18 protein-coding genes are annotated in these 25,667 nt (G+C 61.9%); 11 read left to right on the top strand and 7 right to left on the bottom strand.

Annotated features, from left to right (window positions below):
• The first annotated feature begins 104 nt into the window (after nucleotides 1–104).
• The 6 genes from recC to NTD89_RS18220 all read left to right on the top strand — a co-directional run bounded on the left by recC (nucleotide 105) and on the right by NTD89_RS18220 (nucleotide 11,754).
• Entirely contained in the window at nucleotides 105–3,554 is a 3,450-nt protein-coding gene (gene recC, locus NTD89_RS18245; protein WP_262208907.1) for an exodeoxyribonuclease V subunit gamma, read from the top strand.
• Complete coding sequence (gene recB / locus NTD89_RS18240) at nucleotides 3,551–7,225, top strand: exodeoxyribonuclease V subunit beta (RefSeq protein ID WP_262208906.1); 3,675 nt, start codon at nucleotides 3,551–3,553, stop codon at nucleotides 7,223–7,225. Before recC ends, recB begins: the two co-directional genes overlap by 4 nt.
• On the top strand, nucleotides 7,222–9,291 hold the full coding sequence (recD, locus tag NTD89_RS18235) for an exodeoxyribonuclease V subunit alpha (protein ID WP_262208905.1): 2,070 nt from the start codon (nucleotides 7,222–7,224) through the stop codon (nucleotides 9,289–9,291). Before recB ends, recD begins: the two co-directional genes overlap by 4 nt.
• Nucleotides 9,292–9,432: 141 nt before the next feature.
• The gene (locus NTD89_RS18230) at nucleotides 9,433–9,999 is read left to right on the top strand and encodes a YfiR family protein (RefSeq protein ID WP_106578168.1); all 567 of its coding nucleotides are present in this window, start codon (nucleotides 9,433–9,435) and stop codon (nucleotides 9,997–9,999) included.
• The gene (locus NTD89_RS18225; RefSeq protein WP_145164393.1) at nucleotides 9,996–11,258 is read left to right on the top strand and encodes a diguanylate cyclase domain-containing protein; all 1,263 of its coding nucleotides are present in this window, start codon (nucleotides 9,996–9,998) and stop codon (nucleotides 11,256–11,258) included. Before NTD89_RS18230 ends, NTD89_RS18225 begins: the two co-directional genes overlap by 4 nt.
• Before the next feature lie 4 nt (nucleotides 11,259–11,262).
• The gene (locus NTD89_RS18220) at nucleotides 11,263–11,754 is read left to right on the top strand and encodes an OmpA family protein (RefSeq protein ID WP_145164391.1); all 492 of its coding nucleotides are present in this window, start codon (nucleotides 11,263–11,265) and stop codon (nucleotides 11,752–11,754) included.
• 1,091 nt (nucleotides 11,755–12,845) lie between these two features.
• On the opposite strand, the gene NTD89_RS18215 is transcribed toward NTD89_RS18220, so the two are convergent.
• Together NTD89_RS18215 and NTD89_RS18210 are read right to left on the bottom strand one after the other, a co-directional pair.
• A complete protein-coding gene (locus NTD89_RS18215; RefSeq protein ID WP_145164389.1) occupies nucleotides 12,846–13,136 on the bottom strand; it encodes a DUF3077 domain-containing protein in 291 nt (96 codons plus the stop codon).
• 330 nt (nucleotides 13,137–13,466) lie between these two features.
• A complete protein-coding gene (locus NTD89_RS18210) occupies nucleotides 13,467–14,414 on the bottom strand; it encodes a LysR family transcriptional regulator (RefSeq protein ID WP_145164387.1) in 948 nt (315 codons plus the stop codon).
• A gap of 129 nt (nucleotides 14,415–14,543) precedes the next feature.
• Between NTD89_RS18210 and NTD89_RS18205 the strand changes: the two genes are divergently transcribed.
• Nucleotides 14,544–16,061 carry a CoA-acylating methylmalonate-semialdehyde dehydrogenase gene (locus NTD89_RS18205; protein WP_083356770.1) on the top strand — a complete coding sequence of 506 codons (1,518 nt, stop codon included), beginning with the start codon at nucleotides 14,544–14,546 and terminating at the stop codon, nucleotides 16,059–16,061.
• A gap of 14 nt (nucleotides 16,062–16,075) precedes the next feature.
• Complete coding sequence (gene mmsB, locus NTD89_RS18200) at nucleotides 16,076–16,963, top strand: 3-hydroxyisobutyrate dehydrogenase (RefSeq protein WP_262208903.1); 888 nt, start codon at nucleotides 16,076–16,078, stop codon at nucleotides 16,961–16,963.
• Between the two features lie 269 nt (nucleotides 16,964–17,232).
• Here mmsB and NTD89_RS18195 read toward each other — a convergent pair whose 3' ends face one another.
• Nucleotides 17,233–17,577: a cupin domain-containing protein gene (locus NTD89_RS18195; RefSeq protein WP_010566207.1), complete on the bottom strand. Its 345-nt coding sequence runs from the start codon at nucleotides 17,575–17,577 to the stop codon at nucleotides 17,233–17,235.
• 384 nt (nucleotides 17,578–17,961) lie between these two features.
• Between NTD89_RS18195 and kynB the strand changes: the two genes are divergently transcribed.
• Both kynB and kynA read left to right on the top strand, forming a co-directional pair.
• Nucleotides 17,962–18,612: an arylformamidase gene (gene kynB, locus NTD89_RS18190; protein WP_262208901.1), complete on the top strand. Its 651-nt coding sequence runs from the start codon at nucleotides 17,962–17,964 to the stop codon at nucleotides 18,610–18,612.
• A complete protein-coding gene (gene kynA, locus NTD89_RS18185; protein WP_242201155.1) occupies nucleotides 18,609–19,466 on the top strand; it encodes a tryptophan 2,3-dioxygenase in 858 nt (285 codons plus the stop codon). Before kynB ends, kynA begins: the two co-directional genes overlap by 4 nt.
• Before the next feature lie 142 nt (nucleotides 19,467–19,608).
• Here kynA and NTD89_RS18180 read toward each other — a convergent pair whose 3' ends face one another.
• The 4 genes from NTD89_RS18180 to antA form a co-directional block, all read right to left on the bottom strand.
• Nucleotides 19,609–21,012 carry an amino acid permease gene (locus tag NTD89_RS18180; RefSeq protein ID WP_262208900.1) on the bottom strand — a complete coding sequence of 468 codons (1,404 nt, stop codon included), beginning with the start codon at nucleotides 21,010–21,012 and terminating at the stop codon, nucleotides 19,609–19,611.
• 71 nt (nucleotides 21,013–21,083) lie between these two features.
• Nucleotides 21,084–22,091 carry an anthranilate 1,2-dioxygenase electron transfer component AntC gene (antC, locus tag NTD89_RS18175; protein WP_262208899.1) on the bottom strand — a complete coding sequence of 336 codons (1,008 nt, stop codon included), beginning with the start codon at nucleotides 22,089–22,091 and terminating at the stop codon, nucleotides 21,084–21,086.
• Between the two features lie 281 nt (nucleotides 22,092–22,372).
• Nucleotides 22,373–22,864: an anthranilate 1,2-dioxygenase small subunit gene (gene antB / locus NTD89_RS18170; protein ID WP_124418464.1), complete on the bottom strand. Its 492-nt coding sequence runs from the start codon at nucleotides 22,862–22,864 to the stop codon at nucleotides 22,373–22,375.
• Nucleotides 22,864–24,255 carry an anthranilate 1,2-dioxygenase large subunit gene (gene antA, locus NTD89_RS18165; protein WP_262208898.1) on the bottom strand — a complete coding sequence of 464 codons (1,392 nt, stop codon included), beginning with the start codon at nucleotides 24,253–24,255 and terminating at the stop codon, nucleotides 22,864–22,866. Before antA ends, antB begins: the two co-directional genes overlap by 1 nt.
• A gap of 326 nt (nucleotides 24,256–24,581) precedes the next feature.
• On the opposite strand from antA, the gene NTD89_RS18160 reads away from it, so the two are divergent.
• Entirely contained in the window at nucleotides 24,582–25,574 is a 993-nt protein-coding gene (locus NTD89_RS18160; protein WP_145164368.1) for an AraC family transcriptional regulator, read from the top strand.
• Nucleotides 25,575–25,667 lie beyond the last annotated feature (93 nt).

Raw genomic sequence — 25,667 nt, 5'->3', positions numbered from 1 at the left:
CATTCCAGTCACCCCCGTTCAGTCGGCCTGCCTCACTTGCAGCCTGCGGCCGCCTTCAATGCTAAAGTCGCTGCCTCGATTTTGCTTTTCCCAAGGAAGCCGTTATGCCGGATGCGACGTCCCTCAGCGCTGGATTCATGGTGGTTCACGGCAACCGCCTGGATGAGTTGCGCAGCCTGGTAGTCAGCTGGATGCGCCGCTATCCGCTCGCGCCCTTGGAAAACGAAATCGCCCTGGTACAAAGCAACGGCATCGCCCAATGGCTCAAGTTAGCCCTGGCCGAAGACCCGGAAGACGACGACATGGGTGGCTGCGGCATCGCTGCGGCAATCGACGTGCAACTGCCCGGCAGCTTCATGTGGCAGCTCTATCGCATGGTCCTGGGCCGTGACGAAATCCCGCCCAAGTCCCTGCTCGATAAAGCACCTCTGACGTGGCGCCTGATGCGCCTGCTCCCTGAACTCATCGATCAACCGCACTTCGAGCCGCTGCAGCGCTTCCTTACCCACGACACCGACCTGCGCAAACGCTATCAACTGGCTGAACGTCTGGCCGACCTGTTCGACCAATACCAGGTCTACCGTGCCGACTGGCTGGAAGACTGGGCTGCTGGCCGCCACCAATTGCGCAACGGGCGAGGCGAATCCAAGCCCCTTAATCCCGCAAACTGCTGGCAGGCCGAATTGTGGCGTGCATTGCTGGTCGATGTCGGTGAAGAAGGCATGGCCGAAAGCCGCGCCGGTGTGCACCAGCGCTTTATTGAACGCATCAATACCCTTGAACAGGCGCCCGCAGGCTTACCATCCCGAGTGATCGTTTTCGGCATTTCCTCACTGCCTGCGCAAGCCCTTGAGGCGCTCGCCGGTTTAGCGAGGTTCAGCCAAGTCCTGCTCTGCGTGCACAACCCTTGCCGTCATCACTGGTCCGACATCGTTGCCGACAAGGACCTGCTGCGTAATGAATACAAACGCCAGGCACGCAAAGCTGGCATGCCGGTCACCATCGATCCACAAACCCTGCACCAGCACGCCCATCCGCTGCTGGCCGCTTGGGGCAAACAGGGCCGTGATTACATCAGCCTGCTGGACAGTTACGACGACCCCAACAGCTACCGCGCCGCCTTCCGTGATGGTCGCATCGACCTGTTCAGCGACAGCGAACCCACCACGCTGCTCAACCAATTGCAGGACGACATCCTCGAACTGCGCCCACTCAACGAAACGCGCGAGCTATGGCCGGCCGTCGATCTAGATAACGACAGCTCCATCCGCTTCCACATCGCCCACAGCGCACAACGCGAAGTGGAAATTCTCCACGACCAATTGCTCCAACGTTTCAGTGCCGACCCGACGCTGCGCCCGCGCGACATCATCGTCATGGTCCCTGACGTTGACAGCTACGCGCCGCACATTCGCGCCGTGTTTGGCCAACTTGAGCGAAGCGACCCACGCTTCATTCCGTTCACCCTTACCGACCAAGGCCAACGTGGCCGCGACCCTCTGCTGATCGCCGTCGAACACCTGCTCAAACTCCCGGACAGCCGCTTCCCCGTCAGCGAAATCCTCGACCTGCTCGACGTTCCCGCCTTGCGTGAACGTTTTGCCATCAAGGAGCGCGACCTGCCGACGCTGCACCGCTGGATCGAAGGGGCCGGCATCCGTTGGGGCCTCAATGCCGAGCAACGCGCCGGGCTCGGCCTGCCGCATGAGCTGGAACAAAACAGCTGGAGATTCGGCCTGCGCCGCATGCTGTTGGGTTACGCCGTCGGCACCGGCGTCGCCTGCGACGGCATCGAACCCTACGATGAAATCGGCGGCCTCGACGCGGCCCTGATCGGCCCGTTGGTCTCCTTGCTCGATGCGCTAAACGACGCCCATCAGGCCTTGTCCCAACCGGCAGCGCCCCGCGAGTGGGGTGAACGCCTGCAACGCCTGATGCAACTCTTCTTCCTGCCCAGCAGCGAACACGACGACTACCTCTTAGGCCAACTCGAACAACTGAGAGAAGAATGGCTGGAAACCTGCGAGTCCGTCGGCCTGCAGGACGAGTTACCCCTCACCGTAGTCCGCGAGGCCTGGTTGGCCGGCCTGGACCAGGGTCGCCTGTCCCAGCGCTTCCTTGCCGGAGCTGTCAATTTTTGCACCCTGATGCCCATGCGCGCCATCCCGTTCAAACTCGTCTGCCTGCTCGGCATGAACGACGGCGACTACCCGCGCGCGCAACCGCCGTTGGACTTCGACCTGATGGGCAGCGACTACCGCCCCGGCGACCGTTCACGCCGCGAGGACGATCGCTACCTGCTGCTCGAAGCCCTGCTGTCCGCCCGCGACCAGCTCTACATCAGTTGGGTCGGCCGCAGCATCCGCGACAACAGCGACCGGCCAGCCTCGGTACTGATCGGCCAACTGCGTGACCATATCGCCAGCGGCTGGCATAACGCACACCAGCAAGAACTGCTGGAAGCAATGACCCAGGAACACCCGCTCCAACCCTTCAGTGCGCGCTATTTCCATGAAGGCGACGCGCTCTTCAGCTACGCCCGCGAGTGGCAGTTGCTTCACGAGGCCGCCGACGTTCCAGTTAAAGAACACGAACTGGCAGAGCACCAACAAGAAGAACCCCTGAGCCTCGGCCAGTTGCAGGATTTCCTGCGCAACCCGGTCAAACATTTCTTCAGTCAACGTCTGAAAGTGTTTTTCGAAGCCGCCGAAGTACCGCTCGCCGATGAAGAACCCTTCGTGCTCGACGCGCTGCAACGCTACAGCCTCAGCGACAGCCTGCTGAACGCCGCACTGACCCAGCCCGATCACGTGGATCAAGCACTCAACGCCCAGGCCCTGCGTCTGCAAGGCAGCGGCCTGCTGCCCATGGTGGGTTTCGGCGAGTGCCTGCGTAACGAACTGATCGAGCCGTTGCCCGATTTGCTGCAACGCTACCAACACTTATTGGCACTGTGGCCCACGCCACAAACCACCGCCGAGCCGATCAGTTTTGAGCATCAAGGCATCCAGTTGGAAGGCTGGATCAGCGGCCTGCACCGACGCAGTGATGGCGGCTTGCTCAGCGTGACCACCATCCCCAACAGCATCGGTTCGATCAAAACGCGTAAATGGCACCGTCTGATTCGCCCATGGGTCAATCACGTGGTGGCGTGCGCCTGCCGCCTGCCACTCAGCACCGGTTTGGTGGCGAGTGACGACACCTTGTTACTCGCCCCGCTGGATCAATCCAATGCCCGGGAAATCCTTGGCAACCTGCTGCTGGCCTGGCACACCGGCATGCGCAAACCGCTCCCGGTAGCCGTCAAAACCGCCTTCGCCTGGCTCGGCCAAACCGATCCCGCCAAAGCCCTGGCCGCCGCGAGCAAAGCCTATGAAGGCGACGGCTTGACCACCGACGGTGAGCGCCGCGAAACCCCTGCACTCACCCGCCAATTCCCCGACTTCGCCACGCTCATCGCCAGCGAAGCGTTCGAAGGCTGGGCCGAAACCCTGTATCGCCCATTGCTCAACGCACCCTGGCGATCGCTCAGCAGTGAGGAGGCCAGCGCATGATGGGTCAACCTTTAGCCCTGGCCTTCCCGCTAAAAGGCAGCCAGCTGATTGAAGCCAGCGCCGGCACCGGCAAGACCTTCACCATTTCCGCGCTGTACCTGCGCCTGGTGCTTGGCCACGGCGGTGACGAAGCCGGCTTTGGCCGCGAGTTACTGCCGCCGCAAATTCTGGTGGTGACCTTCACCGACGCCGCCACCAAAGAGCTGCGCGAACGCATCCGCATTCGCCTGGCTGAAGCCGCACGGTTCTTCCGCGCCGAAATCGAGCAGCCGGATGCATTGATCGCCGACCTGCGCGACCAATACCTTCCCGAACAATGGCCCGCCTGCGCCAATCGCTTGGACATCGCCGCGCAATGGATGGACGAGGCCGCCGTCTCGACCATCCACAGTTGGTGCCAGCGCATGCTGCGCGAGCACGCGTTCGACAGCGGCAGCCTGTTCACCCAAACCCTGGAAACCGACCACAGCGACCTGCTCGGCGAAGTGCTGCGTGACTACTGGCGGCTGTTTTGCTACCCGATGCACGACGACGCACTTAACTGGGTACGCAAAAACTGGAGCGGCCCCGTCGCCCTGATGCCCCGCGTGCGTGCGCTGTTCGGCAGCGAACGGCCCACTGGCGAAAGCCGTGAGCCCGCCGAGCTGATCAACGCTTGCCTGCAAGAGCGCCGCGAAGCCTTGGTAAGCCTCAAGGCGCCGTGGCAGCAATGGGCGGCCGAACTGCGTGATATCTGCCTGCAAGCCGTGGCCGCGAAAGCCGTCGACGGCCGCAAGATGCAGGCGCGTTACTTCGAGCCCTGGTTTGAAAAAATCAGTGCCTGGGCGGCTGACGAAACCCTCGAACAACTGGACATCGGCACCGGCTTTACGCGCCTGACGCCCGACGGCATGGCCGAAGCCTGGAAGGGCGAGCCGCCGAGTCACCCCGGCATCGACGCCATGGCCACTCTCAAAGCCAGCCTCGACGCGTTGCCAACACCCGACGCTGCCGTGCTGCAACACGCCGCCGGCTGGGTGGGTAAACGCTTCGAAGAAGAAAAACGCCGTCGCGCCGAAATGGGCTTCGACGACATGCTGATCCGTCTCAACGCCGCCCTGCAGGCCGACGGGGGCGAGCGTCTTGCCAGTGTGATCCGCGAGCAATTCCCGGTGGCGTTGATCGACGAATTCCAGGACACCGACCCGGTGCAATACAGCATCTTCGACAGCATTTACCGCATCGAAGAAAACCACCTCGACAGCGGCCTGTTCCTGATCGGCGACCCCAAGCAGGCGATCTATGCCTTTCGTGGCGCCGACATCTACACCTACCTGCGCGCCCGTCAGTCCACCACCGGCCGCCACCACACCTTGGGCACCAACTTCCGCTCCAGCCACGCAATGGTCGAGGCGGTGAACCACGTGTTCCAGCGCGCCGAAAGCGGCCGGGGGGCTTTCCTGTTCCGCGAGCCGAATGGCGACAACCCGGTGCCATTCCACTCGGTGCTGTCCCAGGGCCGCAGGGAGCAACTGCAAGTCGATGGCCACACGTTGCCGGCAATGAACCTCTGGCACCTGCCCACCGATCAGCCGATTTCCAACGCGGTGTATCGCCAGCAACTGGCGGCTGCCTGCGCCACGCAAATCGTCGCGTTGCTCAATGGCGGGCAGCAAGGTACCGCCGGTTTCCTACAGGCGGACTCCAGCTTCAACGGCGTACTTCCGTCAGACATCGCCATCCTGGTACGTGACGGCAAGGAAGCCCAAGCCGTGCGCGCCGAATTGGCCGCTCGGGGCGTGCGCAGCGTGTACCTGTCTGACAAAGACTCGGTCTTCGCCGCCCAGGAAGCCCACGACCTGCTCGCCTGGCTCAAGGCCTGCGCAGAGCCCGACGTCGAGCGCCCGCTGCGTGCCGCGCTGGCCTGCGTCACCTTGAACCTGTCACTGCCGGAACTGGAGCGTCTGAATCAGGACGAACTGGCGTGGGAAACCCGCGTGATGCAGTTCCGTGGCTACCGCGCGATCTGGCGCACCCAAGGCGTGCTGCCGATGCTGCGGCGCCTGCTGCATGACTTCAAACTGCCGCAAACCCTCATCGCGCGCAGCGACGGCGAACGTGTGCTGACCAACCTGCTGCACCTTAGCGAACTGTTGCAGCAGGCCGCGTCAGAGCTGGACGGCGAGCAAGCGCTGATCCGTCATTTGGCTGAACACCTGGCACTTTCAGGCCAGGCCGGTGAAGAGCAGATTCTGCGCCTGGAAAGCGATGAGCAATTGGTCAAGGTAGTGACCATCCATAAATCCAAAGGCCTGGAATACGACCTGGTCTTCCTGCCGTTCATCTGCTCGGCCAAGCCCGTGGATGGCAGCCGCCTGCCGCTGCATTACCACGACGAACAGGGCAAATCGCACGTCAGCCTGCGGCCCACCGCCGAGTTGATTGCTCAGGCCGATGATGAGCGCCTCGCCGAAGACCTGCGTTTGTTCTACGTCGCGCTCACGCGGGCCAAACATGCGTGCTGGCTGGGCATTGCCGACCTCAAGCGCGGCAATAACAGCAGCTCGGTCCTGCATCTGTCGGCGCTGGGCTATCTGCTCGGCGCCGGTGCGTCGCTGGGCGAGTCGGCCGGCCTGGCGCGCTGGCTGCTGGATTTGCAGCAAGGCTGCGCCGCGATCCACTACGCCCATGTCCCGGACGCGCAAGACACGCTGTTCCACCCGCCGCGCAACGCAGCCACGTTGCTCGCGCCGTTGCTGCCCAAGCGCAAGGCCGCCGAAAACTGGTGGATCGCCTCTTACAGCGCATTGCGCATCGGCGACAGCATGAGCGCCGCGCCCCTCGAAGCTCCGGAAAGCCCACAAGCCCAGAAGCTGTTTGACGACGAGCGTCTCGACCCCGACGCACCGCGTGAAGTGGCGGCGTCTGGTGGCGACATACACCGTTTCCCACGCGGACCAAACCCTGGCACCTTCCTTCATGGCTTGTTGGAATGGGCGGGCGAGGAGGGTTTCAACGTCACCCCCGAGGCCATCGAAAAAGCCGTGGGCGCGCGCTGTAACCGGCGCAATTGGGAAGGCTGGATCGTCACCCTCAGCGCTTGGCTCGGCCACCTGCTGCAAACGCCGCTGCCGGTGGATAACGATCAGGTCACCCTGAGCAGCCTGCAGCAGTATCAGATCGAGATGGAGTTCTGGTTCGCCAGCCACAAAGTCGACGTGCTGGCCCTCGACAAACTGGTGTGCCAGTACACCCACAACGGCGTGTCCCGCGTCGCCGCCGAACCGGTGCTGCTCAACGGCATGTTCAAAGGCTTTATCGACCTGACCTTCGAACACGACGGCCGCTACTACGTGGCCGACTACAAGTCCAATTGGCTCGGCCCTGACGATTCGGCCTACACCTTAGAGGCCATGGAACAGTCCATCCTCGAGCATCGGTACGACCTGCAATACGTGCTTTACCTGCTGGCCCTGCACCGCCAGCTGAAGGCGCGCCTGCCCGAGTATGACTACGACCGCCACGTCGGCGGTGCGCTTTACGTGTTCCTGCGCGGCACTGAGTCGGTGAGCAAAGGCGCGTATTTCACCCGGCCGCCACGTGAACTGATCGAAGGCTTGGACGCGTTGTTCCAGGGCAAACCCATACCGCCCAAGGTTGAGCCCGCCTGGGAACAAGGAGTGCTGCTATGAGCCTGTCGCCGCTACCGCTTGAGGCGCTGATGCCGCTCAACCGCGCCGCCGACCTGCTGCAACTGCTCGAACGCTGGGTTGACCGGGGCTGGCTGCGCGCGTTGGACAAGGCGTTTGTCGGCTTCCTGCACGAACTTGATCCGCAGGCCGACCCTCTGGTGTTGCTGGCCGCGGCGTTAACCAGCCACCAGTTGGGCCATGGTCATGTGTGCCTCGACCTGTTCGAAACCCTCAAGGCGCCGGATTTCGCCCTGTCGCTGCCGCCCGAAGGCGACCTGCAAACCGGCGCAATGCTGCTGCCGTCGCAGTTGCTCGACGGCCTCGACGGTGCCCACTGGTGTAACGCGCTGGCGGCCAGCCAATTGGTCGCCCTGGCGGTTGATGGCAGCGAAGCCGCGCAGAGCCGCCCGTTGGTCTTGTCCGGCAAACGCCTTTACCTGCGCCGCTACTGGACCTACGAACGGCGCATCGACACAGCCTTGCGCCTGCGCCTGGCCACCCAGGAAAGCGTCGCCGCCGATTTGCCGCAACGCCTCAACAGCCTCTTCAACCAACCGCCGCCCGACGGCGTGATCGACTGGCAAAAGCTCGCCTGTGCCCTGGCCACGCGCGGTGCCTTCAGCATCGTCACCGGCGGCCCCGGCACCGGCAAGACCACCACCGTGGTGCGCCTGCTCGCGCTGTTGCAGGCGCCGGCCGTGGAAGCCGGCAGCCCGTTGCGCATCCGCCTGGCTGCGCCCACCGGCAAAGCTGCCGCACGCCTTACCGAATCCATCAGCCAGCAAGTGCAGTCGTTGACCGTGCCCGACAGGGTGCGGGAAAAAATTCCGACAGAGGTCACCACCGTTCACCGCTTGCTGGGCAGTCGCCCGGGCACGCGGCACTTCCGCCATCACCTTGGCAACCCATTGCCGCTGGACGTGCTGGTGGTGGACGAAGCCTCGATGATCGACCTGGAAATGATGGCCAACTTGCTGGACGCCTTGCCGCCCCACGCGCGCTTGGTATTGCTGGGCGACAAGGACCAACTTGCCTCGGTCGAGGCCGGCGCCGTACTGGGCGATTTATGCCGCGACGCCGAAGCCGGCTGGTACAGCCCCGCCACGCGCCAATGGCTGCAAGCGGTCAGCGGCGAAGACCTGAATGCCAGCGGCCTGCAAGAAGACCTCGACGGCAGCCATCCGCTGGCCCAGCAAGTGGTGATGCTGCGCTATTCGCGACGTTTTGGTGAAGGCAGCGGCATCGGCCAATTGGCACGCTGGGTCAACCAGCAAAACGCCGAAGAGGCGCGCCAACTGCTCGCCGCGCGCAGCCACGATGACCTGTTCTGCCTCAGCCTCAAGGGCGAGCATGACCACGCCCTCGAGCGGCTGATATTGGACGGGCAGGGCGGCGACGCCCAGGGCTATCGTTATTACCTCAACTTGCTGCAAAGCGCGCGCCCGGCCCTCGACACCCCGCGCGAAGACCTCGCCTGGACGCACTGGGCGCAGCAACTGTTGCAAGCCTTCGACGCCTTCCAGTTGCTCTGCGCTGTGCGCAAAGGCCCGTGGGGCGTAGAAGGGCTGAACCTGCGCATCACCGCGGCCTTGCGCAAAGTGCGGCTGATCGAGGGGGACGAGCAATGGTACGAAGGCCGCCCGGTGCTGATGACCCGAAACGATTACGGCCTGGGCCTGATGAACGGCGACATCGGCATCGCGCTCAAACTGCCCGAAAGCGATGGCGGCCCCCACGTGCTGCGCGTGGCTTTCCCACGTAACGACGGCCAAGGCGGTGTGCGTTTTGTACTGCCCAGCCGTCTGAACGATGTGGAAACCGTGTACGCCATGACCGTGCACAAGTCCCAGGGCTCAGAATTTACCCACACCGCGCTGATCCTGCCGGATGCGCTGAACCCGGTGCTGACCAAAGAACTGATCTACACCGGTATCACCCGCGCCAAGCGCTGGTTCAGCCTGATCGAACCGCGTGGCGGCGTGTTTGAAGAAGCCGTGCGGCGCAAGGTCAAGCGTTTGAGCGGGTTGATGCTGGAATTGGACGTACCGGCTGGAGAAACTGACTGATTGGTCATTAAATATTTCTGATTCAGTCGTCTGAATTTTCTGAAAAAATAGCGGACTTCGCGAAGGCCCGGCTTCGCGGGGCCTTCCGCCGCTGTGCTATCGTTGCGGCATCACCCTGAAAAAACTGAAGAGAATCGCTGCATGAACGTGGCTGTCTCGCCCACAGAGCGCAGTTTGAGCTGGAGACGCATGTTACTGGTGGCACTTCTGTGCGTGCTCGCCCCGCGAGCATTTGCCCAGGCCCCCGGTCCGGCGGACCAGCGCGCCCAGGCGGTGACGCAAGTGGTGCTCGGCATCCTCAGCTATGCACGCTGGCCGGTGGAGCCTGCGCAACTGCGCTTGTGCATCGTCGGCCCCACCCAATACACCGACGATCTGGTCAAAGGCACCACCCAGGCGACCGGCCGTCCGGTGGTGGTGCAGCGTTTGCTCGCCGATCATCCTGATATCGTCAGTGCCTGCGACGCCGTGTACATCGGCAAACTCAGCGCCGATGAACGCTCGCGGTTGTTTACCTCACTGATCGGCCACCCGGTGCTGAGCATCAGCGAAGGCGGCGACCAATGCACCGTGGGCAGCCTGTTCTGCCTGCGCGTGGGCGATGAGCAAGTGTCATTTGAGGTCAACCTGGACTCCGTCGCCCGCAGCGGCGTGCGCATTCACCCCAGCGTGTTGCAGTTGTCCCGCCGTCGAGCGCCTGCGTCATGAGAACCCCGAAAGCGCGGCCGACCTTGCGCTCCGTCATCGGCCGTGGGCATTTGATCCTGGCGTTGGTGGCCGTGACCCTGGCCAGTGTGTCCTTGACCCTGCTCGGCGTGCTGGCGCTGCGCGTGTATGCCGAGCACAACCTGCACCTGATCGCGCGCTCGATCAATTACACCGTGGAAGCGGCGGTGGTGTTCAACGACAGCGCCGCCGCCACTGAAGCACTCAGCCTGATTGCCTCCACCGAAGAAGTGGCCCAGGCCGAAGTCTTCGATGCCAGCGGCAAGCTGCTGGCGCAATGGGAGCGGCCGGAAACCGGCATGCTGTCCGAGGTCGAACTGGCGCTGGCGCATGCCTTGCTCGAACAGCCCATCAGCCAGCCGATCCTGCACCAGGGGCAAACCGTGGGCAGCATTCACGTGGTCGGCCACGGCGGTAGCCTGCTGCGCTTTCTGCTCAGCGGCCTGGCCGGCATCGTGATTTGCACCGCCCTCAGCGCCTGGGTGGCGTTGTACTTGGCGCGGCGCCTGCTGCAAGGCATCACCAAACCGTTGCAAAGCCTGGCCGCGGTGGCCCACGCCGCCCGCAGCGAGCGAGACTTTGACCGACGCGTGCCACCGGCGCAGATCGCCGAACTCGACAACCTGGGCAGCGACTTCAACGCCCTGCTCGGCGAGATGGAAGCCTGGCAAAGCCACCTGCAAAGTGAAAACGAAACCCTCGCTCACCAGGCCAGCCACGACAGCCTGACCGGCTTGCCCAACCGCGCGTATTTCGAAGGCCGGCTGATCCGCGCGCTGCGCAGCGCCGCCAAGGTCAATGAACGGGTCGCCGTGTTGTTTCTCGACAGCGACCGTTTCAAAGACATCAATGACAACTTCGGCCACGCCGCCGGCGATGCGGTGCTGGTGGCCGTCGCCGAGCGGGTGCGCGCGCAGTTGCGTGAAGATGACCTGGTGGCGCGCCTGGGCGGTGATGAGTTCGCGGTGCTGCTGGCGCCATTGCATAAAGCGGAGGATGCTCAGCGTATCGCCGACAAGATCATTGCCAGCATGGACACGCCGATCCCGGTGCCCGGCAACACCGAGGTGTTGACCTCCCTCAGTATCGGCATTGCCATCTACCCCGATCATGGCGCCACTCCCGGCACCTTGCTCAATGCCGCCGATGCGGCGATGTACCAGGCCAAACGCTTGTCCCAGGGCGGCCAGCAAACGGCGGATTCGGAGCCCACCGCCGCAAACGTTACCGACAGGAGTTGATCCCTTGTTCTCGACCGCGCGTTTCATGTTTATCACGTTACTGGTGGCATTCCTTGCCCTTGGCGGCTGCCAGACGGCCCCACCCAAAGGCCTGACACCGGCGCAAATCGCAGTCCTCAAACAGCAGGGTTTTGAACTGACTGACGAAGGATGGGCGTTTGGCCTCTCGGGCAAAGTGCTGTTTGGCAGCGACGTTGAAAGCCTCAACAAAGCCAGCACCGACATCGTCGAACGCATCGGCAAAGCCCTGGTCGGCGCCGGCATCGACCGCGTACGCGTCGACGGCCACACCGACGCCTCTGGCAAAGAAACCTACAACCAGCAACTGTCCCTGCGCCGCGCAAAAAGCGTGGGCAACGTGCTGACCGGTGTGGGCATGAAGGAAGAAAACATCCAACTGCGCGGTTTGGGCAGCAGCGAGCCGGTGGCGCCGAACACCACGGTAGCGGGCCGCACCGAAAACCGGCGCGTGTCGATTGTGGTGATCGCGGACTGAGCGGGTTCACCTCTCTCAATCTGAAATGCCATCAAACTGTGGGAGCGGGCTTGCCGGCGATAGCGGTGTATCAGCAGTAATTAAGCTGACTGACCCACCGCCATCGCAGGCAAGCCAGCTCCCACACTGATTTGTGCCTGACGCAAAATTTCCCGACCTACACAGTCCCAACTGTGGGAGCGGGCTTGCTCGCGAATGCGGTGTATCAGCCGCAGATAATCTGACTGACCCACCGCCATCGCAGGCAAGCCAGCTCCCACACTGATTTGTGCCTGACGCAAAATTTCCCGACCGACACAGTCCCAAATGTGGGAGCGGGCTTGCCCGCGATGCCGGTGTATCAGCAGCAAATAATCTGACTGACCCACCGCCATCGCAGGCAAGCCAGCTCCCACATTAATTGGTGCCTGACGCAAAACTTCCCACCCGCCACAGTCCTAACTGTGGGAGCGGGCTTGCCCGCGATGGCGGTGCATCAGCAGCAATTAATCTGGCTGACCCACCGCCATCGCAGGCAAGCCAGCTCCCACATTAATTGGTGCCTGGCGCAAAATTTCCCACCCGCCACAGTCCCAACTGTGGGAGCGGGCTTGCCCGCGAATGCGGTGTATCAGCCGCAGATAATCTGACTGACCCACCGCCATCGCAGGCAAGCCAGCTCCCACACTGATTTGTGCCTGACGCAAAATTCCCACCCGCCACAGTTCAAAAATGTGGGAGTGGGCTTGCCCGCGAATGCGGTGTATCAGCAGCAAATAATCTGACTGACCCACCGCCATCGCAGGCAAGCCAGCTCCCACACTGATTTGTGCCTGACACAAAAATTTCCACCCGCCACAGTCCCAACTGTGGGAGCGGGCTTGCTCGCGAATGCGGTGTATCAGCCGCAGATAATCTGGCTGACCCACCGCCATCGCAGGCAAGCCAGCTCCCACACTGATTTGTGCCTGACGCAAAATTTCCCACCCGCCACAGTTCAAAAATGTGGGAGTGGGCTTGCCCGCGATGGCGGTCGTTCAGGCAATGATGTGTTGGCTGGCCCACCGCCTTCGCGAGCAAGCCTGCTCCCACCTTTATGCCGCAGTGTTCGCTTAACTGCCCGGCGTCATCGCCTGCGTCAGGTCATCCACCACGGCCTTGCCCATCTCACACAGGTAATGCGCGGCCCATGCGTATTGCTCGCCGCGCACGTCCATGGCGGCTTCCATCGCGAGTTTCTTAGAGTAAAAAAGCAAGGTGGATGCGTGTTCCAGGGCTTGCTCAATTGGCATGCCGGCGTTGACGCGGAACAGGGGTTTTTGGTTTTCGCCGTAATCGCCGAAGGTGACGACGCCGAGGGTGGTGATGGAGGAAAGCGGTGGGTCGGGGACGATTTTGCTCATGACGATTGCTCTCTGCTGAAGTAGAGCCGCCACATCACATCGCTAAACATGAAGAGGGTGGCAGCTGTGTGCAGGTTAGCGATCCGGGCCAGAGCGCATCCCGGGTAGACTCGGAAGTCTCCCGCACACAGCCGCCATAAAACGCTAAAAGCTGGCGAGCGCCAGCTAATGCTATCGGGGCAATGTCACGCCTGAAACCCGGATCGCTAAACCCGATCGCTGATGTGCAGCGACCCAGGGAGGCTAGTGACCCAAACAGTAAGGCGCAATGGGCTAGAGAGTCTCTAGGAAACGTCCTGCAAATTAAAGCGAATCGTCATTGATGGCTCTTTAATCCGCGAACCTTATCTCCCGCGTTTCCCCCATCAACAACCCGGTGTTCTGCTCCGTCACCTCTCGGATGTAATCCCACAACAACGTAATCCGCTTCAACTTGCGCAAATCCTCCCGGCAATACATCCAGAACTGCCGCGTGATCGAAATCTGCTCCCCCAACACTGGCAACAGCCGCGGGTCCTGCGCGGCCAAAAAGCACGGCAATATCGCCATCGACCGCCCCTGCTGCGCGGCCACGTACTGTGCGATCACGCTGGTGCTGCGCAAACTCGCGCTGGCGCCGGGCACTACATTCGCTAGGTACAACAGCTCCGAGCTGAACGCCAAGTCATCCACATAACTGATAAACGGGTGCTCAGCCAAATCCGCCGGCCGCTGGATGGGCGGGTGTTGGTCGAGGTAATCCTGGGTCGCGTACAGCTGCAGTTTGTAGTCGCACAGCTTGCAGCACACATACGGCCCGTGTTCCGGGCGTTCCAGGGCGATGACGATGTCGGCTTCGCGCTTGGACAGGCTGATGAAGTGGGGCAGGGGCAGGATGTCGACCGAGATCGCGGGGTAGGTGTCGACGAAATGGCTGAGCTGCGGCGTAACGAAAAAACTGCCGAAACCCTCGGTGCAGCCCATGCGCACATGGCCGGACAGCGCCACGCCGGAGCCGGACACCTGCTCGCAAGCCATGTGCAGCGTGCTTTCGATGGACTCCGCGTAACCCAGCAAACGCTGGCCTTCGGCGGTGAGCACGAAGCCGTTGGTCCGGGATTTTTCGAACAGCAGCGTGCCAAGCGACACTTCCAACGAGCTGATGCGCCGCGACACGGTGGTGTAGTCCACCGCCAGGCGCTTGGCGGCGACGCTGGCCTTGCGGGTGCGGGCCACTTCGAGGAAAAACTTCAGGTCATCCCAGTTCAGGGAGCCCAAGGACGTGATGTTTTTTTGCATATTGGACCGGCTTTTATGTGCGTTCTTATTAGAGATTTGCACATCTATACTCCAAAAACAGTCCGAACGCCTCATTCCCAAGGCGATTCACGCGCCTTGTCTCTGCATAACTACAAGATTGGAGACCACATGAACGCTTCTGCCGACATTTCCGTGCAACAGGTCAAGTTGCTGATCAACGGTGAATGGGTCGAGTCCAAGACCACCCATTGGCAAGACATCGTTAACCCGGCCACCCAGCAAGTGCTGGCCAAAGTCCCTTTCGCGACCGCCGATGAAGTCAACGCGGCCATCGACGCTGCCCATCAAGCCTTCCAGACCTGGAAGCTGACGCCGATCGGCGCGCGCATGCGCATCATGCTCAAGCTGCAGGCCTTGATCCGTGAACATTCCAAACGCATCGCTGTAGTCCTAAGTGCCGAGCAAGGTAAGACCATTGCCGATGCCGAAGGCGATATTTTCCGCGGCCTGGAAGTGGTCGAGCACGCGTGCTCCATTGGCACGTTGCAGATGGGCGAATTCGCCGAAAACGTCGCCGGTGGCGTCGACACCTACACACTGCGCCAACCTATCGGTGTGTGCGCCGGTATTACCCCGTTCAACTTCCCGGCGATGATTCCGCTGTGGATGTTCCCGATGGCGATTGCCTGTGGTAACACCTTTGTACTCAAGCCGTCCGAGCAAGACCCGCTGTCGACCATGTTGCTGGTGGAGCTGGCGCTGGAAGCCGGTGTGCCCGCTGGCGTGCTCAACGTGGTACACGGCGGCAAGGATGTGGTGGATGCGCTGTGCACCCATAAAGACATCAAGGCCGTGTCCTTTGTCGGCTCGACCGCCGTCGGCACTCATGTGTACGACCTGGCTGGTAAACACGGCAAGCGCGTGCAGTCGATGATGGGCGCCAAGAACCACGCCGTGGTGCTGCCGGACGCCAACCGCGAACACACCCTGAATGCCTTGGTCGGTGCTGGTTTTGGCGCAGCGGGCCAGCGTTGCATGGCCACCTCAGTGGTGGTGCTGGTGGGCGCGGCCAAGCAATGGCTGCCGGATCTCAAGGCGCTGGCGCAAAAGCTCAAGGTTAATGCCGGCAGCGAAGCCGGTACGGATGTTGGCCCGGTGATTTCCAAACGCGCCAAGGCGCGCATCCTGGAACTGATCGAAAGCGGCGTGAAAGAAGGCGCCAAGCTGGAGCTGGACGGTCGCGACATCAAGGTGCCGGGCTTCGAGCAAGGCAACTTTGTGGGCCCGACCCTGTTCTCGGGCGTGACCACGGACATGCAGATCTACACCCAGGAAATCTTCGGCCCGGTGCTGGTGGTGCTCGAAGTTGCCACGCTGGATGAAGCCATTGCGCTGGTCAACGCCAACCCGTTCGGTAACGGCACCGGCCTGTTCACCCAAAGTGGGGCGGCGGCGCGTAAGTTCCAGAGCGAAATCGATGTAGGCCAGGTCGGCATCAACATTCCGATTCCGGTGCCAGTGCCGTTCTTCAGCTTCACCGGTTCGCGTGGCTCCAAGCTCGGCGACCTCGGCCCGTACGGCAAGCAAGTGGTGCAGTTCTACACCCAGACCAAAACCGTCACGAGCCGCTGGTTCGACGACGACACGGTCAATGATGGCGTCAACACCACCATCAACCTGCGCTGATTCGGGAGACGACCATGAAAATTGCATTTATCGGCTTGGGCAACATGGGCGCGCCCATGGCCCGCAACCTGATCAAGGCCGGCCACGCGCTGAACCTGTTCGACCTGAACCAGACCGTGCTCAAGGAACTCGCCGAGCTGGGCGGCAGCATCAGCGACTCGCCGCGTAACGCAGCCCAAGGCGCTGAGCTGGTGATTACCATGCTGCCGGCGGCGGCCCATGTGCGCAGCGTGTGGCTGAATGAAGACGGGGTTTTGGCCGGCATCGGCAAAGGCGTACCGGCGGTGGATTGCAGCACCATCGACCCGCAAACTGCGCGCGATGTCGCTGCAGCGGCGGCCAAGCAAGGCGTGGTGATGGCCGACGCGCCTGTCTCCGGCGGCACCGGCGGCGCCAGCGCGGGCACGCTGACCTTCATGGTCGGCGCCACCCCGGAGCTGTTCGCCACCCTGCAACCGGTGCTGGCGCAGATGGGCCGCAACATCGTGCATTGCGGCGATGTAGGCACCGGCCAGATCGCCAAAATCTGCAACAACCTGCTGCTCGGGATCAGCATGGTCGGCGTCAGCGAAGCCATGGCCCTGGGCGACGCGCTGGGCATCGACACCCAAGTGCTGGCCGGGATTATCAACAGCTCCACCGGGCGCTGCTGGAGTTCCGACACCTACAACCCCTGGCCGGGCGTGATTGAAACCGCGCCGTCGTCGCGGGGTTACACCGGCGGCTTTGGTGCCGACCTGATGCTCAAGGACCTGGGCCTGGCCACCGAAGCCGCGCGCCAAGCCAAACAACCGGTGGTTCTGGGCGCTGTGGCCCAGCAGTTGTATCAATCGATGAGCCAGCGCGGGGAAGGCGGCAAGGACTTCTCGGCGATCATCAACAGCTATCGCAAGCCCCAGTAGAATGCCGAGCCCGCTTGCCTTAGCAAGCGGGCTTTCTATGGTAAACGGGCTTGTTTTGGCAGGCGGACTTGTTATGGCCAACGGGCTAGTTGTGGCTGGCGGGTTTGTTGTGGCGAGCGGGCTTGCCCCGCGTTGGGCTGCGCAGCAGCCCCAATAAAGTCAACGCATTTTCCCAGCCAAACCGCAGTGCCTGGACCAGGGGCCGCTACGCAGCCCAACGCGGGGCAAGCCCGCTCGCCACAAGGAAGAAGTAGTCCGGGTTCAATCGCTCAGGCAAACACAAAATACTTACGCACCGTCTCTACCACTTCCCACGTGCCCTTCATCCCCGGCTCCACCACAAAGATATCCCCAGCCCGCAAGTGAATCGGCTCCAGGCCTTCTGGGGTGATCACGCAGTAGCCTTCCTGGAAATGGCAGTATTCCCACTTCACGTATTCCACGTACCACTTGCCCGGTGTGCAGATCCAGGTGCCCATGATTTTGCTGCCGTCTTCGCTGGTGTAGGCGTTGAGGTTGACGGTGTGCGGGTCGCCTTCGAGTTTTTCCCATTTGCAGGCATCCAGGACCGGCAGTGGGTGGGTGTCGCGCAGTACGGTGATGGGCTTGGACATGATGGCTCCGAGGCAGGGAAGGGAAAGATGCACCCTAAGGCCTCGGGCGTTGTGCCAGTGGTCTGAACTCGACATCGGGATGCCCAGAAGCGCAGGCGAATGCGATTGCTCTGGCTCATGCAGTCCCTGTGGGAGCGGGCTTGCTCGCGAAAGCGGTGGGTCAGCCCGCACCTGTATTGACTGGCACACCGCCTTCGCGAGCAAGCCCGCTCCAACATTGGATCTCCAGTGTTTGAGCTGCTTTGGTCAGACAAAATATTCGGGCGCCAATCCGCCATTTCCTCGCAGTAACTGCGAAAGAATTCCCGTCTGGCGCTGGAATTAGCAAGAAAATGCACAGCTGGCCCTCGTATCATTCACCCCAGAACGAGTGAGAGCCTTCAAATGAACCCAATAAAAACGTGGTGGGATATCAGCCCGCCCTTGAGCACGGCGACCCCGACCTGGCCGGGCGATACGCCGTTTCAGGAAGAGCGCGTGTGGCAGTTCGGCCCCGAGTGCCCGGTGAATGTGGGCCGCGTGACTTTCTCGCCGCACACCGGCGCGCATGTGGATGCGCCGCTGCATTACAGCGCTGACGGCGCGCCGATCGGCGACGTGTCGCTGGACGTGTACATGGGCCCGTGCCGGGTGTTGCATTGCCTGGGCAGTGGCGCGCTGGTGCAGCCGCATCAGTTGGAAGGCCGTGTGGATAACTTGCCCGAGCGCGTGCTGCTGCGTACTTATCCACAAGCGCCGCTGACCGAATGGGATTCGAACTTCACCGCCATCGCGCCGCAAACCATCGAGCTGCTCGCCAGCCTGGGCGTGCGCCTGATCGGTATCGATACGCCGTCCCTGGACCCGCAACAGTCCAAGACCATGGATTCGCACAACGCCGTGGCCCGCCATGGCATGGCGATTCTCGAAGGCATCGTGCTCGATGATGTGCCGGAGGGCGACTACGAATTGATCGCGCTGCCGCTGCGCTTTGCCAACCTGGACGCGAGCCCGGTGCGCGCCATCCTCCGCCCGCTCAAGGAGCCCACGCGATGAGCCAATGTCCCTTCTCACCTGATTACCAGCCCCCGGAAGAATGGCATAACGCCGAGCTGAATTTTTCCGAGTCCATGAGCTACGGCGACTACCTGGACCTGGGCAAGGTCCTCAGCGCCCAGCACCCGCTGTCGCCCGACCACAACGAAATGCTCTTTATCATCCAGCACCAGACGTCCGAGCTGTGGATGAAACTGATGCTTCACGAACTCAAGGCTGCCCGCGAACACGTGCGCCTGGGCGAGTTGCCGCCGGCGTTCAAGATGCTGGCGCGGGTGTCGCGGATCTTCGATCAACTGGTGCACGCCTGGGCGGTGTTGGCGACCATGACGCCGTCGGAATACAAGGCGATTCGCCCGTTTCTGGGGCAGTCGTCGGGGTTCCAGTCGTTCCAGTACCGCGAGATCGAATTTATCCTCGGCAATAAAAGCGCGGCGCTGTTGCGGCCTCACGCGCACCGGCCGCAGTTGTTGAACGAGTTGAAAGTGGCGATTGCCACGCCGTCGCTGTATGACGAGGCGGTCAACCTGATGGCCAAAGCCGGTTTGGCGATTGACCCCAAACGCGCCGAGCGCGACCCGACGGCGGCCACGGTTCACGATGAATCGGTGGAAGCGGCCTGGCGTGAGGTGTATCGCGACCCGAGCCGGTATTGGGATTTGTATCAGTTGGCCGAAAAGTTTATCGACCTGGAGGATTCGTTCCGCCAGTGGCGCTTCAGGCATGTGACCACGGTTGAGCGGATCATCGGCTTTCAACCCGGCACGGGCGGCACCGAGGGCGTGGGGTATTTGCGCAAGATGCTCGACACGGTGCTGTTTCCCGAGTTGTGGCGAGTGCGTTCCACGCTATAAAAAAAGCCCCGGAATCCCGGGGCTTTTTCATGACCAATGCAATCGAGTGTGGGAGGGGGCTTGCCCCCAATGGCAGTGGGTCAGCCACTGCATCCGGTGTCTGACCCACCGCCGTCGCGGGCAAGCCCGGCTCCCACAGGGATCACTGTGCATTCGCTAAAGCGCTACCTTTTTTGATTCGCATCCGGTAGGCAATGTAGATAATCCCCACCCACACCGGCATCGCATACACCGACTCACGAATGCCATCGATCGCCAGCATCACGCTGACAATCATCACCATGAACGCCAGGCACAGGTAGTTGCTGAACGGGAACCAGAAGGTCTTGAACGACGGCGTCACGCCTTGCTCGCCCATGGCCTTGCGGAACTTGATGTGAGTGATGCTGATCAGCGCCCAGTTGATCATCAGCGAAGCAACCACCAGTGCGAACAACAACTCCAGGGCGCTCTTGGGCGCGACGTAGTTGACCACCACGCACAGCATCGTCACCAGTGCCGAAATCGCCAGGGCGCGCAGCGGCACGCCTTGTTTGTTGAGCTTCATCAGCGCTTTTGGCGCGTCGCCTTGCTCGGCCAGGCCGAACAGCATGCGGCTGTTGCAGTACACGCCGCTGTTGTACACCGACAGCGCCGCGGTCAGCACGACGAAGTTGAGGATGTGCGCGGCGGTGTCGTTACCAATCAGCGAGAAGATCTGCACAAACGGGCTGCCGCTGTAGGCATCGCCCGACGCGCCGAGGGTTTGCAGCAGTTGGTCCCACGGGTACAGCGACAGCAAGACGGTCAGGGCGCCGACGTAGAAAATCAGGATCCGGTACACCACTTGGTTGATGGCTTTGGGGATCACTTTGCGCGGCTCGCTGGCCTCGGCGGCGGTAATGCCCACCAGCTCCAGGCCACCAAACGAGAACATGATAAAGGCCATCGACATCAACAGCCCCATGCCGCCATTGGGGAAGAACCCGCCGTGACTCCACAGGTTGCTCACTGAGGCTTGCGGGCCGCCGGTGCCGCTGAACAGCAGGTAGCAGCCGAGCACGATCATGCCGACAATTGCCACCACCTTGATGATCGCGAACCAGAACTCGGCTTCACCGAAGAACTTCACGTTCAGGGTGTTGATCAGGTTGACCGCGACAAAGAACACCAGCGCGCTGACCCAGGTCGGAATTTCCGGCCACCAGAACTGGATGTACTTGCCCACGGCGGTCAGTTCGGCCATGCCCACCAGCACGTAGAGCACCCAGTAGTTCCAGCCGGCCAGAAAGCCTGCGTAGCCGCCCCAGTATTTGTGTGCGAAGTGGCTGAAGGAGCCGGCCACCGGTTCTTCGACGATCATCTCGCCGAGCTGGCGCATGATCAGGAAGGCGATGAAACCGGCGATCGCGTACCCCAGGATCATCGACGGGCCCGCCGACTTGAGCACCCCGGCCGAGCCGAGGAACAACCCCGTGCCAATCGCCCCTCCCAAGGCAATCAGCTGAATATGCCGGTTCTTCAGGCCACGCTTGAGGCCTACCGGGTTAACCATGTCATCCGCCATTAACATTCCCTTCTACTTGTTTTTCTCAGGGTTGATTGCACGCCGCACCCGCCCCTCAAAGTACTGAGGGGTCAGATATTACTCTGCGTAAACTTTTCGTAATACAGCTGAACGCCAACAAGTGCCTGATCCAGCAGCCATTGTTGGATGGATTCGACCATCGGAGGGGGGCCGCACACGTACATATCCGCCGATTGGTCCCGCAATTCGGCCAGGTCGAAATGCTCGGTGAGGTAACCGCGCTTGCCGGGCCACTCGGGCGACGGGTCACTCAGCACTTGGGTGTAGCGAAACCCCGGGAGTTTCGACGCGTAGGCTTCAATGCGTGTTGCTTCGCACAAATCCTCGGCGCCACGTACGCCGTAGTACAGGTGCACCGGCTGCTCGCAACCGTTGGCCGCCAGTTCATCGAGCATGCCCAGCAACGCCGACAACCCGGTGCCGCCGGCCACCAGCACCAGCGGCTGGGTGACATGCCGCAGGTAAAACGCGCCCAACGGTGCTTCCATCAGCACTTCATCACCGACCTGGCAGCGCTCGCGCAGGTAGTTGCTCATGACGCCATCGGGCAGCAGGCGCACCAGAAACTGCAACTGATTGCCTGGCCGGTTGGCGAAGGAGTACGAGCGCCAGCTGTCGGTGCCGGGCACCGACAGGCGGGCGTATTGGCCCGGCAGGAAGTCCAGCGGCGCCTCCACCTGCACGTGCAAAATGGCCGTGCTGGCCGAGACCAACTGCACCGCGCTCACCGTGCCGCGCACCTGCACCGGCCCCGGCGCATTGCACAGGCTCGAATCGAAATCGAAGTAAAACGTTGCATCGGATTTAACCCGCGTCTGGCAGCTGAGCATTTTACGTTGCTGCAGGTCGAGGCTGGAGAGCGCTTCCTCGTCGACATAATCCTGGCTGTAGTCGCCCGACTCGCAACGGCCCTGGCAGGTGCCGCACACGCCTTCGCGGCAGTCCAGCGGGATCTTGATGCCGTTGCGCAGGGCCGCGTCCAACAGGATTTCGTTGGCGCCCACCGGGAAAAACAGGGTTTTGCCGTCGGCAAAGCTGAAGGCTACTTTGTGATTCATCCGCATAACTCCGCGTATCTGATGTGATGGCTGACGAGTGAGCTTTTGTGGCGAGCAGGCCTGCTGTGGCGAGCGGGCTTGCCCCGCGTTGGGGCGCGAAGCGGCCCCTGGTCCAGCCACTGCGGTTTGACTGAAGAAATGCGGTGACTTTAATGGGGGCCGCTTCGCAGCCCAACGCGGGGCAAGCCCGCTCGCCACAACAAGTCCGCTCGCCACAACAAGTCCGCTCGCCACAACAAGTCCGCTGGCCACAATGGGCCTGCTCGCCACACCAGGCATGGTCAAAGGTGATAAAAATCCAGCACCGAATTGATGGTGTCGTTGAGCAGCAGGGCGTGCTTGCGGGTGATCAGCCAGCTGTCGCCATGGGCTTTGAGGCTGTAGGTGGCGCTGCCATAGAACTGCTCCGACATGGCCAGCCGATAAAACAGCGTGTGCCAGTTCAACTTCACTTCCAGCAGCCCGCCGGGTTGCTCGGCAATCCGCACGTTATTGATCAGGTGCAAGGTGCGCGGCATTGGCGTGGCCGATGCCGCCTTGCCGGTGCGCAGGCGGAACACGCGGTCTTCCAGGCCCGAACGGTTGGCGTAATAGATCAACGACATCTCGCGCTTGGGGTCGCGGGTGTAGACGTGTTCCGAGTCCCATTGCGGCAGGTGGAACTCACTCTGCGGGTCGAACAGCTGCACATAGGCGTCCCAGTCCTGGGCGTCGCACAGCTCGGATTTACGATAGAAAAACTGCTCGATCTGGTACTGCAATTGCGCATTCATCACTTCACCTCCCGCAGTGTCAGCGCTTGTTTGTCCAGGCCGTTGAGCAGGAACTGCTGCCAGTTGCGGTGCTGGTTGACGTACAGGCCTTCGTGGGTGAACTCGGTGCCGGTCATCGCCGGTTGGATGCCGATGGCTTCGCTGTTCGGCGTGGGCCCGGTCTCCCAGCGGTGGCTGCCGCGCGAGATATCGCTCCAGCGTTCCAGGCGGCCCTGGAAACCACGCTGCGCTTCGCGAAACTCCACCAGGTCATCGGGTGTGCCCATGCCGGACACGTTGAAGAAGTCCTCAAACTGGCGGATACGGTTTTCGCGGTCGGCATCCGACTCGTTCTTCACCCCCAGGCACTGGCTGATGATCTCGGTCTTGTTCCACGCCACCGGGCGAATAATGCGCAGCTGCGAGCTGATCTGGTCGAGGAAGAACAGGCTCGGGTAGATGTTCAGGTTGCGCAGGCGGTGCATCATCCACTCGGCCTTCTGCTGGCCGTGCTCTTGCACCAGGCGCGGCATGATGGTGGCGTAGCCGGAACGCACACTTGGGTTGGGCATGTCGCTGAACAACAGGCTGTGGCCATTGTTGAAGGCGAACCAACCGTCGTCGGTGTTGGCATCGCCCGCGCCGAGTTTGCTGTAGTCCAGCGTGCTGGCGGAGCCGCTGCCGTTTTCGGTGTTCACCTGCTGGCGATGCTGCACCGTGGCCACGTAGTTGTAGTGCACGGTGCTGACGTGATAACCGTCCAGGCCGTTTTCGTTCTGCAGTTTCCAGTTGCCGTCGTAGGTGTAGGCGGATTTGCCCGGCAGCACTTCCAGCTCACCGGTGGCCGACTGCGCGACCATCATGTCGAAGAACACTTTGGCGTCGCCGAGAAAGTCCTCCAGGCTGTCGCGGCCATTCACGTCCAGGCTGATAAACACAAAGCCCTTGTAGCTTTCGATGCGGGCTTTCTTCAGGCCACGCGTGGCTTTGTCGAAACCTTCCGGGTATTCCCCCGGCGCCTTGACCTTCACCAGCCGGCCGTCGCTCTTGTAGCACCAGGCGTGGAACGGGCAAGTAAAGGTGGATTGGTTGCCTTTGCCGACGCGCGTCAGCGTGGTGCCGCGGTGCTGGCAGGCGTTGATCAGCGCATTCAGTTGGCCCTCGCCATCGCGGGTGATGATCATCGGCTGGCGCCCGGCACGCATCGTCACGAAGTCGTGGTTATTGGCCAGTTCGCTTTCGTGGCAGGCGTAGATCCAGTTTTTTTCGAAGATCAGTTCCATCTCCAGGTCGAACAGTTGCGGCTCGGTGAACATGTCCCGGGCGATGCGGAACACGGCGTCCGCCGGGCGAAAATCCAGGCAGCTTTCGATAAACGTTTTCCACTGCTCGACGCTTCTTGCACCACTCATGGGAGGCACCTTTTTTGATAGGGCTAATCGGTGGTTCATTAGAGGCAGCGCGGCAGGGTGCGGGCTATCCGCTTAATGGGCAGAGATGGGCCGCATAGTTGGGCGCGCATCGTTGGGCAGCAAATACCCAGTTCGGTGCAGCGAGGTGACGCGATGCGCTACTGTCATACCAAGGAAACGTCGCAAAAACCTGCGGCTTATCCACATAGTCGACCGTTGCTATCCACCCCGTTGCATTACGGCGCGCGTGGCGTAGAACTTGCTGTCGATTGTCAACGACGCGCCGCCAGAGCGCGCAACCGCCTAACCGCCGTGGGTGCACCCTGATGAGTAGCCATACACGCGAAATCCATATTCAACGCTTCGACCTGGAAGGCGCCCGCAGCTGGATGTCCGGCATTTGTGGGCCACACCGCCTGGCGACGTCGACGCCGGAGCGCCTGCGCTTTCACCACAGCGCCAATGTGTTCAAGTCCCGCGCTACCACCTTGGGCGTGATCGAGTACGGCACGGACGTGACCATCGGCATCGAAGACGCCGAGCACTTCAGCAGCTACAGCCTGAGCCTGCCGTTGGTGGGCGAGCAGGAATTGAGCAAGAACGGCGAGCGGCTGAGTTCCAATCGCGACCAGGGCGTGATCCTCTCGCCCAACGAGCATCAGGTGCTGGCGATCTCCGGTGATTGCCGCAAATTGCAGGTGGTGATCACACGCGCGGCGATGAGTGAATCCCTGGAAGGCTTGCTGCAACGGCCGATTGAGGCACCGCTGCGCTTCGAGTCGGTGATGGACGCGGTGGAGGGGGCTTCAGCGTCGTGGTGGCGCATGGCGCGGTATTTCATTGCCGAGCTTGAGCGCAGCAGCGAGTTGTACGAGCAGGCGGCGTTTACGCGTGACCTGGAAAGCTCGTTGATCAAAGGCTTGATCCTCGCCCAGCCGAATAACTATTCAGAAGAGCTGCGCGACGTGCTGGGCGTGAAGCTGCCGCACTACCTGATTCGTGCGCGGCAGTACATCCACGACAACGCTCGCGAAGCGGTGCATCTGGAAGACCTGGAAGCGGCTGCGGGCGTCTCGCGGTTCAAGCTGTTCGATGCGTTTCGCAAGTACTTTGCGCTGTCGCCCATGGCGTACCTGAAGAAGTACCGGTTGGGCGCGGTGCGTCAGGAAATCCTTGAGCAGGGGTCTACTCGGACCATTTCCGAAATGGCCCTGGGTTGGGGCTTTACCCATTTGGGACGGTTTTCGGCGGAGTACCGTAAGCTGTTTGATGAATCGCCCAGCCAGACCTTGCAGCGCAAGCGCCTGCGCAGTCTCTAAACCTGATGAAGATCAAACTGTGGGAGCGGGGGGGGGGGGGGGGGGGGGGGGGGGGGGGGGGGCGGCCCCCCCCCGCCCCCCCCCCCCCCCCCC

The organism is Pseudomonas sp. 14P_5.3_Bac1, assembly GCF_025466135.1.
Lineage (GTDB): Bacteria > Pseudomonadota > Gammaproteobacteria > Pseudomonadales > Pseudomonadaceae > Aquipseudomonas.
The sequence above is the reverse complement of the archived record's forward strand: the minus strand, read 5'-3'. Positions and strand labels throughout refer to the sequence as shown.